At 39.9% G+C, this 17161-nt stretch carries 16 protein-coding genes and 1 pseudogene; 7 read left to right on the forward strand and 10 right to left on the reverse strand.

Translation table 11 applies throughout. From position 1 onward, the window contains the following. Positions 1–74: 74 nt before the first annotated feature. Positions 75–848 carry an FCD domain-containing protein gene (locus ACLKML_RS11350; protein ID WP_413285415.1) on the reverse strand — a complete coding sequence of 258 codons (774 nt, stop codon included), beginning with the start codon at positions 846–848 and terminating at the stop codon, positions 75–77. A 281-nt stretch (positions 849–1129) separates the two neighbouring features. On the opposite strand from ACLKML_RS11350, the gene gmk reads away from it, so the two are divergent. The 4 genes from gmk (at position 1130) to trmH (ending at position 5037) form a co-directional block, all read left to right on the forward strand. Then, positions 1130–1753 carry a guanylate kinase gene (gene gmk, locus ACLKML_RS11355; protein ID WP_413285416.1) on the forward strand — a complete coding sequence of 208 codons (624 nt, stop codon included), beginning with the start codon at positions 1130–1132 and terminating at the stop codon, positions 1751–1753. Between the two features lie 60 nt (positions 1754–1813). Further along, positions 1814–2086: a DNA-directed RNA polymerase subunit omega gene (rpoZ, locus tag ACLKML_RS11360; protein WP_317716520.1), complete on the forward strand. Its 273-nt coding sequence runs from the start codon at positions 1814–1816 to the stop codon at positions 2084–2086. 40 nt (positions 2087–2126) lie between these two features. Then, positions 2127–4247 carry a bifunctional GTP diphosphokinase/guanosine-3',5'-bis pyrophosphate 3'-pyrophosphohydrolase gene (gene spoT / locus ACLKML_RS11365; RefSeq protein WP_413285417.1) on the forward strand — a complete coding sequence of 707 codons (2121 nt, stop codon included), beginning with the start codon at positions 2127–2129 and terminating at the stop codon, positions 4245–4247. 103 nt (positions 4248–4350) lie between these two features. Continuing rightward, positions 4351–5037, forward strand: coding sequence for a tRNA (guanosine(18)-2'-O)-methyltransferase TrmH (gene trmH, locus ACLKML_RS11370; protein ID WP_413285418.1), 687 nt, complete (start codon positions 4351–4353; stop codon positions 5035–5037). 14 nt (positions 5038–5051) lie between these two features. Here the strand turns inward: trmH and ACLKML_RS11375 are convergent, their stop codons facing one another. The 4 genes from ACLKML_RS11375 to ACLKML_RS11390 all read right to left on the reverse strand — a co-directional run bounded on the left by ACLKML_RS11375 (position 5052) and on the right by ACLKML_RS11390 (position 8968). After that, on the reverse strand, positions 5052–5288 hold the full coding sequence (locus tag ACLKML_RS11375) for a thioredoxin family protein (protein WP_413285419.1): 237 nt from the start codon (positions 5286–5288) through the stop codon (positions 5052–5054). Positions 5289–5360: 72 nt separating this feature from the next. Next, positions 5361–6356, reverse strand: a complete 996-nt coding sequence (locus tag ACLKML_RS11380) for a permease (RefSeq protein WP_413285420.1) — start codon at positions 6354–6356, stop codon at positions 5361–5363. A gap of 78 nt (positions 6357–6434) precedes the next feature. Then, a complete protein-coding gene (locus ACLKML_RS11385; protein WP_413285421.1) occupies positions 6435–7085 on the reverse strand; it encodes a sigma-70 family RNA polymerase sigma factor in 651 nt (216 codons plus the stop codon). 17 nt (positions 7086–7102) lie between these two features. Then, on the reverse strand, positions 7103–8968 hold the full coding sequence (locus tag ACLKML_RS11390; protein ID WP_413285422.1) for an ATP-dependent zinc protease: 1866 nt from the start codon (positions 8966–8968) through the stop codon (positions 7103–7105). 271 nt (positions 8969–9239) lie between these two features. Here ACLKML_RS11390 and ACLKML_RS11395 point away from each other — a divergent pair. Continuing rightward, positions 9240–11427 (forward strand): annotated as a pseudogene (locus ACLKML_RS11395) (Tex family protein); the annotation flags it as partial. A gap of 224 nt (positions 11428–11651) precedes the next feature. Here the strand turns inward: ACLKML_RS11395 and ACLKML_RS11400 are convergent. Next, positions 11652–12122 (reverse strand): ATP-dependent Lon protease, encoded by a 471-nt coding sequence (locus ACLKML_RS11400; protein WP_413285423.1) that lies wholly within the window; start codon positions 12120–12122, stop codon positions 11652–11654. Between the two features lie 278 nt (positions 12123–12400). Continuing rightward, positions 12401–13198, reverse strand: a complete 798-nt coding sequence (bioH, locus tag ACLKML_RS11405; protein WP_413285424.1) for a pimeloyl-ACP methyl ester esterase BioH — start codon at positions 13196–13198, stop codon at positions 12401–12403. Between the two features lie 63 nt (positions 13199–13261). On the opposite strand from bioH, the gene ACLKML_RS11410 reads away from it, so the two are divergent. Both ACLKML_RS11410 and nfuA read left to right on the forward strand, forming a co-directional pair. Beyond that, the gene (locus ACLKML_RS11410) at positions 13262–14023 is read left to right on the forward strand and encodes a ComF family protein (RefSeq protein ID WP_413285425.1); all 762 of its coding nucleotides are present in this window, start codon (positions 13262–13264) and stop codon (positions 14021–14023) included. 117 nt (positions 14024–14140) lie between these two features. Further along, the gene (nfuA, locus tag ACLKML_RS11415; protein WP_413285426.1) at positions 14141–14728 is read left to right on the forward strand and encodes a Fe-S biogenesis protein NfuA; all 588 of its coding nucleotides are present in this window, start codon (positions 14141–14143) and stop codon (positions 14726–14728) included. Positions 14729–14877: 149 nt separating this feature from the next. On the opposite strand, the gene cysQ is transcribed toward nfuA, so the two are convergent. The 3 genes from cysQ to ACLKML_RS11430 all read right to left on the reverse strand — a co-directional run bounded on the left by cysQ (position 14878) and on the right by ACLKML_RS11430 (position 17160). Continuing rightward, a complete protein-coding gene (gene cysQ, locus ACLKML_RS11420; protein WP_413285427.1) occupies positions 14878–15708 on the reverse strand; it encodes a 3'(2'),5'-bisphosphate nucleotidase CysQ in 831 nt (276 codons plus the stop codon). A gap of 8 nt (positions 15709–15716) precedes the next feature. Further along, positions 15717–16274: an ADP compounds hydrolase NudE gene (gene nudE, locus ACLKML_RS11425; protein ID WP_413285428.1), complete on the reverse strand. Its 558-nt coding sequence runs from the start codon at positions 16272–16274 to the stop codon at positions 15717–15719. 124 nt (positions 16275–16398) lie between these two features. Continuing rightward, positions 16399–17160 carry a type II secretion system protein N gene (locus ACLKML_RS11430; protein ID WP_413285429.1) on the reverse strand — a complete coding sequence of 254 codons (762 nt, stop codon included), beginning with the start codon at positions 17158–17160 and terminating at the stop codon, positions 16399–16401. Between the last annotated feature and the right edge of the window lies 1 nt (position 17161).

Below are 17161 nucleotides of genomic sequence, written 5' to 3' on the forward strand. Positions count from 1 at the left end.
AGACATTGAAAATGACAACACTAAAACAAGCGCTGCTTTTTTAAAGACATAGAACGACTTGATCTTAAGTGGGCTTACCTTATTTTCTCTTTAGGTAGCAGTACGGCAGGCACAGAATCAAACAAATAGCCGTCAAAATGCGGATCGTTAAAATCAGATAACTCTAAAAGCGTCACTTTCACATTTTCTAAATGCTGCCACATAGCAAGTTTAGCCGCAGCGGGATCTTTACGTTTCAGAGCTAACAATATTTGTGCATGATCATTAAACCACTCTTTACGATAATCGCCATTATCAATGTGGCCATGTAGTTTATTCCACATTGGGCTCGACTCTCTTTTTTCCCACAACTGATTAAACATATCAACCAGAATTAAGTTTTGAGTCGCCTCTGCGATGCACAAATGAAAAGACCGATCTCCACTAGGATTAACACTGCCGCTTTTAACTTCACGCTTTTCAATATCAAGCGCTTCTTGCATTTTCGAAATATCAGAAGGGGTAACTTGTATTGCGGCAAATTCTGCAATGCTGCTTTCTAATAACTGTCTCGCTTGCAGCATTTCAAATGGGCCGACATCTCGATCGAAGTTTAAAGAGTGCGATTCATTAATCTCTTTAGGTAAATTAATAACATACACACCCGAGCCTTTTTTTACTTCAACCAGATTTTCGAGCTCAAGCATAATAATAGCTTCGCGTACAACAGTTCTTCCAACATTTAAACGTTCGGCAATATCGCGTTCTGGAGGTAAACGGCTACCTATTGGGTATAACCCATCAGAGAGCTCTTTTCTTAATATTAAGCCTAAAGTTTGATATGAACGTTTTGGTTCGAAGTTTATCATCTGCGCTACATTCAACTATTGATAGTAATTAGAGAACTAGCGGATGATTGTATGCTGCAACTGAAACCTATTCAACTCGAATACCCATCTAAGATAAAAACTCGATAACTTAGTTGAGAAATCTCTAGTAATTATGATACTCTTCGCGTCCATTTTTTCGGCTACTGGTTTAAGTTATCATAAGCCGTTATTATCTTGTTTTGCTTTGCAGATTCAGTGATTCACACACTGGTAAAATTGCATATCAGCACAACAATTTCAAATAAGTGTGGGATAAATAGATGGCTCAAGGAACGCTTTATATTGTGTCTGCTCCAAGCGGCGCAGGTAAATCAAGTTTAATTTCAGCATTATTGGAAACCAATCCAACCTATGCAATGAAAGTGTCAGTATCACACACGACTCGTGGCATGCGTCCAGGAGAAGAAGATGGGGTGCATTACCATTTTATCCAAAAAGACAAGTTTGAAGAGCTAATCGAGAAAGATGAATTTCTTGAGTATGCTGAAGTGTTTGGCAACTACTATGGAACTTCTCGTGTCTGGATTGAAGATAACCTAAAAAAAGGTATCGACGTTTTCCTAGACATAGATTGGCAAGGTGCTCGCCAAATTCGTCAACGTATGCCTCAAGCAAAAAGCATTTTCATCATTCCACCTTCAAATGGAGAGTTGGAGCGTCGTCTGAATGCTCGAGGACAAGATAGCGAAGCAGTAATAGCAAAACGCATGAGTGAAGCAAAAGCAGAAATGTCACACTTTAATGAATATGATTATTTAATCGTTAATGATGATTTTGATGCTTCTTTAATGGATTTTAAAGCCATTATTCGTGCGGAGCGCTTAAAAGAAGATAAACAAGCGACGAAATATAACGGTATGCTCACAGCACTATTGGCAGAATAAGCCTTTAAGTTGTATACTTTCTCGTCATTCAGAAAAATTAGTTAACATATTGGAGTCCACATGGCACGCGTAACTGTTCAAGATGCAGTTGAAAAAGTTGGTAACCGCTTCGACCTAGTTCTAATCGCGGCACGCCGCGCTCGTCAAATGCAAAATGGCGGCAAAGATTCACTAGTGCCTGAAGAAAACGATAAGCCTACTGTTATTGCACTTCGTGAAATCGAAGAAGGCTTGATCACAAAAGATGTTCTTGACGCACGTGAGCGCCAAGAACAACAAGAACAAGAGGCTGCAGAGCTAGCGGCAGTAAGTAGCATTACTCACGCTCGCTAACTCTAGTAGATAACGTTAAGTAACATTGTGGGCCTTTAATTTGTATTTATTCGATAGCCTAAAAAATGTTGCCCAAGAATACCTAACAGAGCCTCAACTAGAGGCTCTGCGTCAATCTTATGTGGTAGCAAAAGACGCCCACGAAGGGCAAACTCGCTCAAGCGGGGAACCTTATATTATCCATCCTGTTGCTGTAGCTCGGATCTTGGCAGAAATGCGCTTGGATCATGAAACGTTAATGGCCGCACTATTACATGATGTAATTGAGGATACGGAAACATCTAAAGAAGATTTAGCTGCACAATTTGGTGAAACCGTTGCTGAACTGGTTGACGGGGTATCGAAATTAGACAAACTTAAATTTCGGGACCGTAAAGAAGCGCAAGCAGAAAATTTTCGTAAAATGGTTCTTGCTATGGTGCAAGATATCCGCGTTATTCTTATCAAACTTTCGGACCGCACGCATAACATGCGAACTTTGGGCGCACTTCGTCCAGATAAACGTCGTCGAATCGCCCGCGAAACGTTAGAAATATACGCCCCACTAGCACACCGATTAGGTATTCATAATATTAAAACTGAGCTAGAAGAACTCGGTTTTGAAGCTCTTTATCCCAATCGCTATAAAGTTCTCAAACAAGTAGTCAAAACCGCTCGCGGCAATCGAAAAGAGATGATTCAACGTATTCACTCTGAAATTGAAGGTCGATTGGAAGAAGTTGGACTACAAGCTCGTGTGTTTGGTCGAGAAAAAAACCTATTTTCTATCTATAATAAAATGAAGACCAAAGAGCAAAGATTTCATACGATTATGGATATCTACGCTTTTCGCATTATTGTCGATAGCCCAGACACTTGTTACCGGGCATTAGGACAAGTACACAACCTTTATAAGCCTCGTCCTGCAAGAATGAAAGACTATATTGCCGTCCCTAAAGCGAATGGTTACCAGTCTTTGCATACTTCTATGGTTGGCCCTCACGGCGTACCAGTTGAAGTACAAATTCGAACAGAAGACATGGACCAAATGGCTGATAAAGGGGTGGCGGCTCACTGGTCATATAAAGCAGGTGGCGATCGTAAAGGCACTACCGCGCAAGTTAAGGCTCAGCGTTGGATGCAAAGTTTGCTTGAGCTTCAGCAAAGTGCTGGTAACTCATTTGAATTTATTGAGAACGTAAAATCTGATCTTTTCCCTGATGAAATATTCGTGTTCACACCAAAAGGTCGAATTGTCGAACTGCCCGCTGGTGCAACCGCGGTTGATTTTGCTTATGCAGTGCACACTGATGTCGGTAATACCTGTGTTGGCGCCAGAGTGGATCGCCAGCCATACCCACTAAGTAAAGCGCTTAAAAATGGTCAGGCAATTGAAATTATTGGTGCGCCAGGCGCTCGTCCAAACGCGGCATGGCTTAACTATGTGGTGACTTCTCGAGCCAGAACAAAAATACGCCAAGTATTAAAAACTATGCGTCGTGAAGAGTCCGTCGCGTTAGGTCGTCGGTTACTTAACCATGCTTTGGGTCGACACAATATTGACACCGTTTATCCAGAGAATATCGAGCACGTTTTATCTGAGCTTAAAATTAAATCTTTAGATGATATGCTTGCCGCAATTGGTTTAGGTGAACTTATGAGCATTGTTATTGCTCGTCGCCTACTTGGTGATGCCGATGCACTCACTGAAACCAGTTCAGTCACATCAACATCGAGTAAAAAATTGTCGATTAAAGGCGCTGACGGTATATTGCTAACCTATGCAAAATGTTGTCATCCGATTCCTGGCGATCACATTATTGCTCACGTATCTCCGGGTAGAGGTTTAGTTGTTCACCTTGAATCTTGTTCAAATATACGTGGATACCAGAAAGAGCCGGATAAATATATGTCGGTTGAATGGTCCGATGAACATGAGCAAGAATTTATTTCTGAATTGCAAATTGATATGTTAAATAGTCAAGGTGCTCTGGCTGAATTAACCAATGTTATTTCTAGGACTGGCTCCAATATTCACGGAATTTCGACCGAAGAAAAAGATGGCCGTTTATATGCTATCACTCTTGCACTAACAACGAAAAATCGTGTTCATTTGGCAGAAATAATCAAAAAAATCAAAGTAATACCTAATGCATTGCGAGTCAGACGCAGAAAAACCTAGCTAGCTATTACTAAACCGATAATCAAGAATTTGTAGGTAATTTTACCTACAAATTCTTGAGCGGTTAAAAATAAACGTGATACTCCGGACCTGTTGAACGACTATGAACTTAGAACGCTACAACCGTATTCAAACCGTACTTAAAGCTCGTCAACCTGATTTAACACTTTGTCTTGAAGAAGTACACAAACCCAATAATGTATCAGCAATAATTAGAACCGCAGACGCAGCAGGTGTGCATAAAATTCATGCGGTTTGGCCAAACGAAAATATGCGTACATTAGGCCACACTTCTGCTGGCGCACGTAACTGGGTAGAAGTAGACACCCACTCTACTATTGAAAGCGCTATTGACGTATTCAAAACGCAGAATATGCAGATAGTCGCAACCAACCTTTCCGACAATGCGGTTGATTTTAGACAAATAGATTACACTAAACCTACCGCCATTATTTTGGGAGGAGAAAAACACGGTATCTCTGGTAAAGCGTTAACGTTTGCCGATCAAGATATCGTCATTCCTATGGTAGGAATGGTTCAATCACTCAATGTCTCTGTCGCCAGTGCGCTTATATTATTTGAAGCACAAAGACAACGTCAGTTGGCTGGGTTTTACAACCGAGAAACGTCAGCACTTGAAGACGCTACCATTCATAAAATACTATTTGAACGTGGGCACCCAATCCTGGCTAGAGTCGCTAAACGCAAAGGCCTTGCTTACCCACCACTAGACAATCAAGGACAAATTGTTGCCGATCAAGATTGGTGGGAAAAAATGCAAAGCCGCTAGTAATGAAACTAAAATCAATCGCTAAACCATGCCGCTACTTGTTCTGCTTTTGGCACACTGCCTTTGTGCACTACTTTTTCATCAATCACTACCGCAGGCGTCTTCATCACGTTATAAGCCATAATCTCTTGTAAATCTTGCACTTTAACAAGCTGAATGGGTACATTATGAGAGTGTGCTGCATGTTCAATTAACGATGCGGTTACTTGGCAATTTTTGCAACCTGAACCTAATATTTTAATCACTTTCATCTAATTTTCCTTCTATAAAAAATATCATTTCTTCACTTAAATTTGCCCTTTTCCTACTCAGCTCTACCTACATTAAACCAGCGGAATAACATTGAATAACCAACCGACCAGAGTAAACGAGACCAATAACACAGCAAATAAAGCCGCCAGTAGTTTCCATTTCATCACTTGTTTAAGAAGAATAAATTCAGGAAAACTGGCTGCCACAGTACTCATACAAAAGGCCAATGTTGTTCCTATAGGCAAACCATTTATAATTAAGCTTTCCATAACAGGGATCACTCCTGTCGCATTAGAATAAAGCGGAATACCAAGCAATACAGCAATGGGCACAGACCACCATTGCCTGTCACCTAAATGCGCTTCTATCCAACCATCCGGTACATAACCATGCAACGCAGCACCTAATCCAACGCCGATAAATACCCACTTCCACACTCTTGCAAGAATTTCTAGAGTTTCATCTTTGGCAAATTGATGCCTTTGTTCCAAGGTTAATACTCTGCTTTGTTGTGCTTCTGTTGGATTCAATTTTTGCGCATCGGCTCCTTTCTTCAATGCCTCGGCTGCGAAAGAAACTAACCAACGATCAGCCTTTATTGCATCTAAAAAGAACCCACCTAGCATGCCAACACTAATACCAATCAAGATATACAGAATGGTAAATTTCCAGCCAAGCAGACTAATCAAGAGCAAAACCGCCACCTCGTTAATCAGTGGAGAGGTAATAAGAAAAGCCATAGTGATGCCCAACGGAATACCCGCCGAAGTAAAACCAAGGAAAACAGGAATACTCGAACAAGAACAAAAGGGGGTGATCGAACCGAACGTTGCTCCTAATAAATAACCAGTAAAACGATGTTTTCCAGCTAAATAGTCTCTAACTCGTTCAACGTCTAACGAGGCACGAATAACCGCAATGGCATATATCATGACAATAAGAAGTACGAATATCTTGGTAGTATCTTCTACAAAAAAATGCAGAGCATCACCAAGCTTGCTTTCTGCTGACAAACTCAGTAGGTCGAATACCAACCATGATGCTATATCTGTAAATACCTGAAACATAGAATCCCTATAAATTTAAAACTGCTTTACCTTAAAGACGAAGTAGTTTTAAAAAGGATTCATAAAAATATAATTAATTTATTTATCTCTAGCGGTAAAGCAGCAAATTTTTTGATTTTCATCTAGTTTTACTTGGCATTCAGTTTGTATCTTGTCCTTAAGTTTCTCTCTAGCTCGACGTATTCTAGATTTGGTCGCAGCTAACGTCAGGTCATGCGTGTCCGCAAATTCTTGTTGGCTCATGTCACCAAGGTCGCAAGCGATAAGAATGTCACGATCACGGCTTTCCAACTCAGAAATAACTCTGGGTAAACAGCTTAATGCTAAAAGATCGACCGGAGATAATAGGTTTTCTTGTTGGGCAATATCGGAGGAGACAAGGTCAAGATCCAGTAATTGAAACCGAGTATGCCGTATATGATCGATCAGCGCATTTTTCGCTACTCGAAACAACCAAGCTTTAGGGTTTTGTACAGTACAAAATTTCTCTTGTTGAACAATGACTTTAATAAAGACATCTTGTGAAATATCTTCAACCAATGCTTTATCGTGTGTTTGATTAAATAGCCATTGCAAGAGTACATGTTCATACTCTTGCCAAGCTCGCAATGCACAAGGCTGTATATTGCTATTTATTGACGTCAAGGTATCTGTTGACGTCGAGGTATCTGTCGACGTCAAAGTACCTGCTAACGTCAAGGTATCCGCTAAAGCCGAAGTATCCGCCATAGTTATTTCTCTACTTATCACTTATCGTTAAGCAAGAATCTCTTATCACTAGTTACGACCACACCATGACGCAAGAAGTTCTTACCAATAATCATGCTGTACTTAAAACGAGAACGATCTTGTAAATTGACCTTCACCTGCTCTTTGATATCACCTATTTGAACATCCATTTTTACTACAGGTCTAAAATTGGCTTTTTCGCCATCTTTGGCTTTTATCGTCATCATTCTTACAACTTTTCGAGTAAAAGACTGTTTATCACCTTGTTCATTTTCATACACAAAATCGACCATATCGACACCGTCTTTTTTATATAATTTAATATTTTGTGCATGCATAGAACTAACATCTGCACCAGTATCTAATTTAACAGGAAAACTCAATCCTTCTACTGTCGCATTTTCTATATAACCCGCTTTTATTAAGTCGTGAGATTCTAATAATAATGTAGTGCGAGTATTAATAATAACGCCACCTTTAGCTGTTTTTTGGCCAATCAAAAAAATCGGCTTTTCATTTTTATCCAATGTTTCTAAGGCAATGTTATATTCCGTATATTTACCGTTCGCTTCTAACCGAGCTTGCACCACAGGGCGAATCGAATCGCCAACTTTTATCTTTTTCAAAACTGGCTTAATAAATTTCTTCATTCCTTGATCATCTTCCAGAAAATAGGTCACTTGCGACCCTTGATCAGCACTCGACATTTCAAAACTGGCCACTTTCAGTAGCGGTGTTTTTACTCTTAAATCTGGAACCGCACTGATCTCTACTCCATCAATCATGATCTGTTCTTCTGGTGATATCACTAAGGGATTTTTATCTTTTACTCGCTGTGAAAACGACTCTTTTGGTTTATCTAATAGCTGTTTTTCACTCGCACTTATCACAAAATTTTTACTCAAAACCTCTGTACCCAAACGCAATTGGCTAGAGTAATTAGACCGATCTTTAAGGTAAACGTGTAGCATGATATCAAAATGCCCATCGACCTTGACCGGAACATAAACTTCCGGACGCTCTATATCGGCAAACTTAATCATTCCAACCAATGGTAATGTATAAGAATTGCTATTATCGGCATTATCTTGGGTATCAAAACTCACTTGTCTGTTGTCTTTATCAACTTTAATATTGGTCGCGTGTAATACCGATGATTTACTGGTTAGCGAAACACTGACATTCATAGGAATACCAGCAACATTCATGACCTCTTCTCGACCAATTAATGAGGCATTTGGTTGTTGTTGTAAAAAATCATAACCAGCGAAAACCCACGCATTATCCTTTAAAAAACTTTTTCCAATCAGTATTGGAGTGCTAAAATTGCTTCTATCGGTCAAACTCGCTTCTGTACTAACTTCCACATCACCAATTTTCATCTTCAATTCAATAACTGGTCGATACAGTGGTTCTTTACTGGTTCGACTACGAACAACACTTACTCTGGCTAATGGTTTCTCAAATTGTAAAACATCTCCGGTATAAGGGTTGGTAACATTAAATGTGACGATAAGTTTTAGATCGCGTTCTGATGTGTCAAATTCTTTCAACAGCCAATCACTTTTTGCACCACCAAATTCATCAACAATATGCTTAAGTAATTCATTATCAGTAAAATTCTTGTACTTTGGGTGAGTACTTTGAATATGGATATTCTCAGCATGTATTGACGTGGTATCTGCACCAGTATCTATTTTTCCATCGAAAGGAATATTCATATACTGTTGTTTTTCAGTAAAGTAGACATTCTCTACTCGACCAAAAACCGATTTACCCTCTAACATATAGGCAGGATTTTGTGTTGTATAGCTCACTTCACTAGCGAAGATAGTAAAACTAAACAGTGTGGTAACTAAAAACCATAATGTGCATTTTTTCATTTTTTGGAAATCCATAACATGCCGATATTGCGCTAATCTATTTATTTTAGTCAATGTAACCAATAACAACCATAATTGCTGTCAAAGTTACGCAAAAGGTAAGTAATCTCACTGCTTCATACTTGAGCCTAGTAATCTTACGTTTTGCCCCCATTTAGTAATAAATACACATGGTAGTACAACGAAATTAAAGAATGTAATAAACAACGATAGTAACGATTAATCACCGTAAACAAGTAATACATACAAATTTAATCAATGAGATCCACTAATGACCCAACAACTAAGCCAACAGATTGCAAATGAACTCAATATTCGACCGGAACAAGTCAGCGCAACCATTGCGTTAATAGATGAAGGAAGTACCATTCCTTTTATTGCTCGATACCGAAAAGAAGTCACTGGTGGCTTAGATGATACCCAACTTAGAAACTTAGATTCTCGCCTAAGCTATCTTCGTGAATTAGATGATCGCCGTAAAACCGTACTTAAATCCATTGATGATCAAGGTAAATTGACCTCACAACTGGAAACAGACATTCGTCAAGCTGACAGTAAAACTCGCCTTGAAGATCTATATTTACCGTATAAACCGAAAAGAAGAACCAAAGGACAAATAGCGAAAGAAGCCGGCTTAGAACCTTTGGCTAACGCGCTTTGGCAGCAAGCGTCATCTGATCCAGAAACCGAAGCTAAAAAGTATATTCACCCTGAAAAAGGCATTACTGATAGTAAAGCTGCTTTAGATGGTGCTCGCAGTATCGTAATGGAACAAATCGCTGAAAATGCCAACCTTATCAGCCAGCTAAGGCACTATTTAACCACACATGCAGAGATAGTATCTCGAGTAATTAAAGGCAAAGAACAGCAAGGACAGAAGTTCAAAGATTATTTCGAACACAGTGAAAAACTGAGTAAAACGCCTTCTCACCGAGCGCTAGCCATGCTCAGAGGACGCAATGAAGGTTTTTTACAACTATCTATGAATGCCGATCCAAATCAAGACGAAGGCGTTCGTCACTCTTATTGTGAGGAAATCATTACGAATCATTATGGGTTAAATCTCTCCGATTCACCGGCTAGTCAATGGCGAAAACAAACGATTAGTTGGGCATGGAAAGTCAAAATATCGACTCACATGGAAACAGAATTAATGGCGGCAATGAAAGAGCGCAGCGAAATGGATGCAATTGAAGTATTCGCATCCAATTTAAAAGATCTACTCATGGCTGCCCCTGCTGGACCTAAAGCCACACTTGGACTTGATCCAGGGTTAAGAACGGGCTCAAAAATAGCCGTAGTTGATTCAACCGGAAAAGTACTTGAGACCGAAACTATTTATCCACATCAACCGCATAACCAAATAGAAAAATCCGCGCATATTATTGAAAAACTGATACGAAAACATAATGTGGATTTAATCGCTATCGGTAACGGAACTGCATCTCGTGAAACCGATGAATTTGTAACGGACACATTAAAAAGAGCCAATCTATCAACGCAAAAAATCATTGTCAGTGAAGCAGGTGCATCGGTTTATTCTGCGTCTGAATTGGCAGCAAATGAATTTCCAGCTATGGACGTATCGTTAAGAGGCGCGGTCTCTATTGCTCGACGATTACAAGATCCATTAGCAGAGTTGGTTAAAATTGATCCTAAATCAATTGGTGTGGGTCAATATCAACATGATGTCAGCCAGAATGCATTAGCAAAACGACTGAATGCAGTAGTTGAGGATTGTGTGAACGCGGTTGGTGTGGATGTAAATACTGCCTCACCCGCGCTACTCACCAGAGTGGCAGGGCTTTCTAATACCATTGCGGAAAACATTGTAAAATATCGAGATGACAACGGTCGTTTTTTTGCAAGAACAGAGCTTAAAAAAGTTGCTCGTTTAGGCCCTAAAGCCTTTGAGCAGTGTGCTGGATTCTTACGTATTATGGATGGAAAAAATCCTTTAGATGCTTCTTCTGTTCACCCAGAAGCGTACCCAGTCGTCAAAGCGGTAGCGGATAAAAACAATAAGAAAATACAAGAACTTATTGGAAATACTGCTTTTTTACGTGCACTAAATGCGATTGATTATACTAACGATAACTTTGGTGTCCCTACCGTAACCGATATCATTAAAGAATTAGATAAACCGGGCCGCGATCCGAGACCTGAATTCAAAACCGCAACGTTTGCAGCAGGCATCAATACCATTTCGGATCTAGAACCAGGAATGGTTTTAGAAGGGGTCGTATCTAACGTAGCTAATTTTGGCGCTTTCGTTGATGTTGGTGTCCATCAAGATGGATTGGTGCATATATCTGCCTTGACCGACCGATATGTATCTGACCCAAGAGAAGTGGTAAAAGCCGGTGAGATTGTCAAAGTTAAAGTGATGGAAGTTGACGTACAACGCAAGCGTATCGCTCTGTCGATGCGACTCAGCGACGAACCGGGAGAGCAAAATCAATCTCAACCAAAGCATCGAGTGACTAGCGGAAATAAAAATGCAGCAAACAAGCGAGTCCCTCAAGATAGAGGAGCAAGTAATAGAGGCTCAAAAGCGTCACCAATAGCCAATAGCGCTTTTGCCGATGCCTTTAAGAAAGCGAAACGATAATCGACTGACGCTAAACCAATAAAAACAAGTTATAGATTCTGGATAAACCAGAATCTATAACTGTATCAGAGTTTATAACACTGCAATGACCTCTGAAGGGCAATTAGGTGCTATGGCATGACCGTAGTGATATTTGATCACTGTACGTCTACGCTCCATTTTTCCCGTAGTAATGGCTGCCTCAATAAGATGTTTAGGCAATCGAAAACGAATCGTATAACCCGTCCCTTGTTTTTCTGAATAGCTTTGAAGAGCAAGCAACTCAAATAAACGACTCAAGGTATCTTGTGGTTGTTCCGTTTCACTTGACTGTGTATTTATCTCATTGTCCAGATCATAATCCGGGTGGTCTGACGCATCCCATGCAGGACGTTTACGACGCTTGTCATCAGACTTTATACGCCTTTCCGCATTGGATTTTGCCAATTCTACTGGTGGCGTAACAGGTTCACGAACCTTATTATCTTTCGCCGCTTGTTCAGTTTGAATATTGACCGAAGGAGCTATCAGTGGCACGTTCACATTGGTCGGTGACACAATCATAACCCATCTCCTTTTACTGCGATCAGCAAGTAAATAGTGCTACTCGTCCTCAAAATATCACGAGAAAAAGTACCACGTAAAAAAGTACCACGCGACTTTTCTTATTGATCAAATAGTGTATCGGCCAGTTTGTCTTATTGTTTACTACCAACCTAATATTAACTATTAATCTATTATTTTAATAACTAGTTTATTACTGATAGATTGCTTGCTGATAAATCGCCTGCTGCGACATTTTTACAACTAAGCTGGTTAATACTCATGTATTCAATACCGACTTATTCATTGCCACTAAATTGGATAATTTGGTGGCAGAATGCATCCAACTCAGTCATAAATGGAGCGTGAGAAGATTGAGTGAAAATGTAAGATTTAGAATTGACTAATAATGTTTCTAAATCATGTGCTACCTTAATTGGTACAAGCCCATCTAACCGGCCATATAAGCGTAAAAAAGGTTTATCTATTGCGATCAAATCAGAGCGTAGATCAACACTAGCCAACATATTCAAGCCCACTAAAAGCGCATCAGGACTAGGCAAGGGCCTGGAAAAGATCGCCTTTTTAAGCGCTTTTACATCCTTCCTTGCGGTTGGGCTTCCCATTGCTTGCAACCCCATAAATCTTTCAACTGTTAATTGAAAATCTTCGACTAATTGTTCGGTAAAGGCGTTCAATACGCTCGGCTTTATGCCTCTCCAACGACTTTCTGCTGAGAATTTAGGTGAGCTAGCAACCGTGACTAATTTATTCACTCGTTCAGGAAAATCTAACGCAATTTGAGTCGCAATCAACCCACCTAATGACCAGCCAACCCATATGGCATTGTCTGGTGCAGTTTCGACTACCATTTCCGCCATCATTTTTATATCCTGAGCATGAAAACCTCGACTGTAACCATAACCCGGCAAATCCACTACATGGACAGTAAAATAAGCAGATAAACGCTCAACGGTTTGTTGCCACACTGCACCATTCATTCCCCAACCATGGAGAAGCACTAGATCTTCCCCCTGTCCTTCGGTTTGCCAAAATAAAGATGCGGTCGATGTGGCGTTCTCTTCTACTTGAATCATGCTCACTCTCTTTAATCAAATTCTATCATTTACAACTACTATCACTCTATTGAGGATAAAGCGATGTGGTATAAAAACACACGTTTATTCATTGCTCGCCATTCTACCCCAGTTTGTCATTTGTGTGGCCTACACATCGAGAAACCGATTAGCGACACTATTTGGTGCTTGAATTGCATGGCATTTTTTAGCCCAAAACCGCGTTGCCAACGGTGCGGATTAACCACCTTAATCTCCGTACCTGAATGTGGTTCTTGCTTATCCAACCCTCCTTTGTGGAATAAACTGTATTGTGTCGGTGATTATCAATTGCCACTTTCTAGCTACATTCATAAATTAAAATACGCTGGCCATCTACAGAATGCTTATGACCTTACTTATTTATTATCACAACGAATTATCAATCCCGCTCCTCTTATCGTCAGTATGCCTCTACATTGGAGTCGGTTTATACGACGAGGTTATAATCAAAGTGATGTTCTGGGCTATTATCTCACTTCTCACCTCAATGCTTATCATGTGTTAAATAATGACCTATTTGATGAAAAAGCATTGAATAACAAGGTATTTGATGACACGGTATTTGATGGAAAAATGTTTAAACGCATCAAGGTAACACCTAGCCAACAAGGACTTGATAAACAACAAAGAGTCAAAAATTTAAGGCATGCTTTTGCTCTTAATTATCGGCCGGAACAATCACATGTCGCTATTATCGATGATGTTGTAACGACTGGTAGCTCGGTACGACAATTATGTAAATTGTTGCTTGATATCGGCGTAGAAAAAATTGATATTTACTGTATTTGTCGAACGGGTATATAGATCGATCTATGTCACCTTGCCAAATTGAGCAATAAAGTATCAATTTTCATTTGGCATCTCTAAAACGCAGTAGTAGAATAGAATCAAATAACCTACAAAAATAGTCAGGTATTAATTGTGTCAATTATCATTACCATCACTGAAAGTGCCCAAGCACACTTTGCAAAATTATTAGAGCAACAACCAGAAAATACTAATATTCGTGTGTTTGTTGTTAATCCAGGAACCCCGAATGCTGAGTGCGGCGTATCTTATTGCCCACCAGAAGCGGTTGAAGCAAGCGATACAGAAATCAAATTTGAACCGTTTTCTGCCTATGTTGATGAGCTAAGCTTGCCTTTTCTTGACGATGCTGAAATCGACTATGTGACCGATAAAATGGGCTCTCAGCTTACTTTAAAAGCACCAAACGCTAAAATGCGTAAAGTGTCTGACGATGCACCGTTGATGGAGCGTCTTGAATATGCCATTCAGACACAGGTTAACCCTCAATTAGCGGGCCATGGTGGCCATGTAAGCCTAGTTGATATTACTGACGATGGCATTGCATTAGTTCAATTTGGTGGTGGCTGCAATGGTTGCTCTATGGTTGATGTAACGCTTAAAGAAGGTATCGAAAAAGAATTAGTACAGCAGTTTGAAGGTGAATTAATTGCCGTTCGTGACGCCACAGAACATGCTCGTGGCGAGCATTCGTACTATTAGTAAATCATCAAGTTATTAGTAATTTAATACTATTGAGTAGTACATAGACTAAAAAATTCCCGTTAAGACGGGAATTTTTTTAACCTGCGATCACTGCGATAACCTATTTAATCTTTAATCTTTAATCTTTAATCTTTAATCTTTAATCTTTAATCTTTAATCTTTAAAAGCTTATCCCATGGTAACGCTTCATCGCCTAATACAATAAAGTTAGGATTTTCTAAGGTTTCTCTTTCATTGTATGACAGTGGTTCTAATTGAGTACTGAGTATTCTGCCTCCCGCTTCTTGAACAATACATTGTGTCGCAGCGGTATCCCATTCACCTGTTGGTCCAAGCCTTAAATAACAATCTACCGCACCTTCAGCCACTAGACAGGCTTTTAACGCCGCAGAGCCTAAAGGAACAAGATCATAGTTCCATGCTGGTGACATTCGGTCGGTAATGTTATTGATATTCTGTCGACGGCTTATAGCAATAGAAATAGTTTGATGCTCGACCTCATGCGTGAGGGTTTTTATTCGAACACTTTCTGTCATTTCTGGTATCTTCCAAGCACCTTTGCCTCGGTAAGCATAATAGGTCACACCAGAAACTGGCGCATACACAACCCCCATCACTGGGACGTTGTTTTCAATAAGTGCAATGATTGTGGCAAAATCACCGCTACGGGCAATAAATTCTTGAGTGCCATCTAAAGGGTCAACAAGCCAATAACGATTCCATTGGCTGCGCTGTTCTAATGAAATGTCAGCAGCTTCTTCAGATAAAACCGGAATATCTGGTGTTAAATCAGACAGTTTTTCAGTTATGAATTTATGTGCGGCTAAATCGGCACTGGTTACCGGTGTGGAATCCTGCTTGGTAAATTCTTCATACTCTTTTTTTTCATAAATATCTAAAATGAGTTGTCCTGCTGCTCGCGCAATATCGATAACCGCAGGGAGTAGATGGGATAAATCTTTGCTCAATGTTGGCATAATTTCTCCTAATTAGATCGATTCGATAAATGACGCAAGGTTAACATAAGAGCAGAAATACATCTGGCTTCGCTAAAATCCATATGAGATAACAACTCATCAGCTTGAACAAGTGGCCAACGAATCACTTCTAATGGCTCTGGTTCATCTCCTTCTAACTTTTCTTTATAAAGCCCTTCTGCTAAATAAAGCGTCATTTCACTAGAAAAGTAAGAAGGAGCTAATACCACTTTTTTTAATACGGTGAAATCCGAGGCCCCAAAGCCTATTTCTTCTTTTAATTCTCTATTTGCAGCCTCTTGAGGTTGCTCACCTAGATCGACCAACCCTTTCGGAAAACCGAGTTCATATTCACCAGTGCCCGCGGCGTATTCGCGCACCAATAATAAATCGCCACTATCGGTAATAGGCACCATCATTACCGCTTCTCGGCCGCTTGGACGCATTCTTTCATAAGTCCGTTTTGCGCCATTAGAAAATTCCAGATCGAGAGATTCGATAGTAAACAACTGAGATTTTGCAGCTGTCGTTACAGCTAAAATTTTTGGCTTTTGTGCTTTGGCCATCCGTGGATCCCTCGCTCCTAGTTTATTTCTATAACTTAATCTTAACGGTAATCTTAAATCTCGCAATCATAACCTAAGTTATCAAGTACATTTCTTTATTAAACTGATCGGTAAAATAGCCGAATTAGTTCACTCTACCTGCATAGGTAAAAGTATATTGCCCTTTATTATTCGGATCACCCAGCCACTTTAATTGCGATTTCATTTTTTCTGGAAAATAAGCATTAGGCTTAAACCATGCATTCGCCTTATAGCGCAAGTTATTTTCTAACACCATATCGACTGCTGCAGAGATTTGCTGGTTATCATGTTCACCGGTAAGCATGATCTTGCTATCTTCACAGGTTAAATCGGTGATTAAGCTGCCAAGATCTAATTCACCGACTGGCGAGGCTATTTTACTGCTGTTCCATACCAATGTACCCGATGCGGACTGACACCATGGTTGTGCGTAGTGGTAATCGGAAATAGATAACTCAACCAGGCCTTCAACGTTCATTGGTAATGGCAAATTCAGTTGTTGCAGTACATTTTCTGCTGGCATAGAAAGCACGATATTATCAGCAAATAATCCCGAAAGACCATAACCTACATTGCCTTTACCCATCGCTTTGAAATCACTTCCTTTGCCAAAGCGAACATGATAATTAGCTTTCCCTTCCAACAGTTTTTTAGGCGAAAACTGCCATCTAACCTGCCCTATATTATTCCCTTTCCAACGCACATTTTTCGCTTCACCGTGCCAAATAGTACCACTTGGTGATTCAATCATTAGCCCTCTAATAACAGGCATATATTTCAATGCAAAGGACGCTGGAGCATGTGCAATAACACTTATCGTCATCACCAATATAAACAACAAAATGAACAGTATGAGTCGTTTCAAA

The organism is Vibrio sp. MA40-2 (assembly GCF_047302445.1).
Taxonomy (GTDB): Bacteria; Pseudomonadota; Gammaproteobacteria; order Enterobacterales; family Vibrionaceae; genus Vibrio.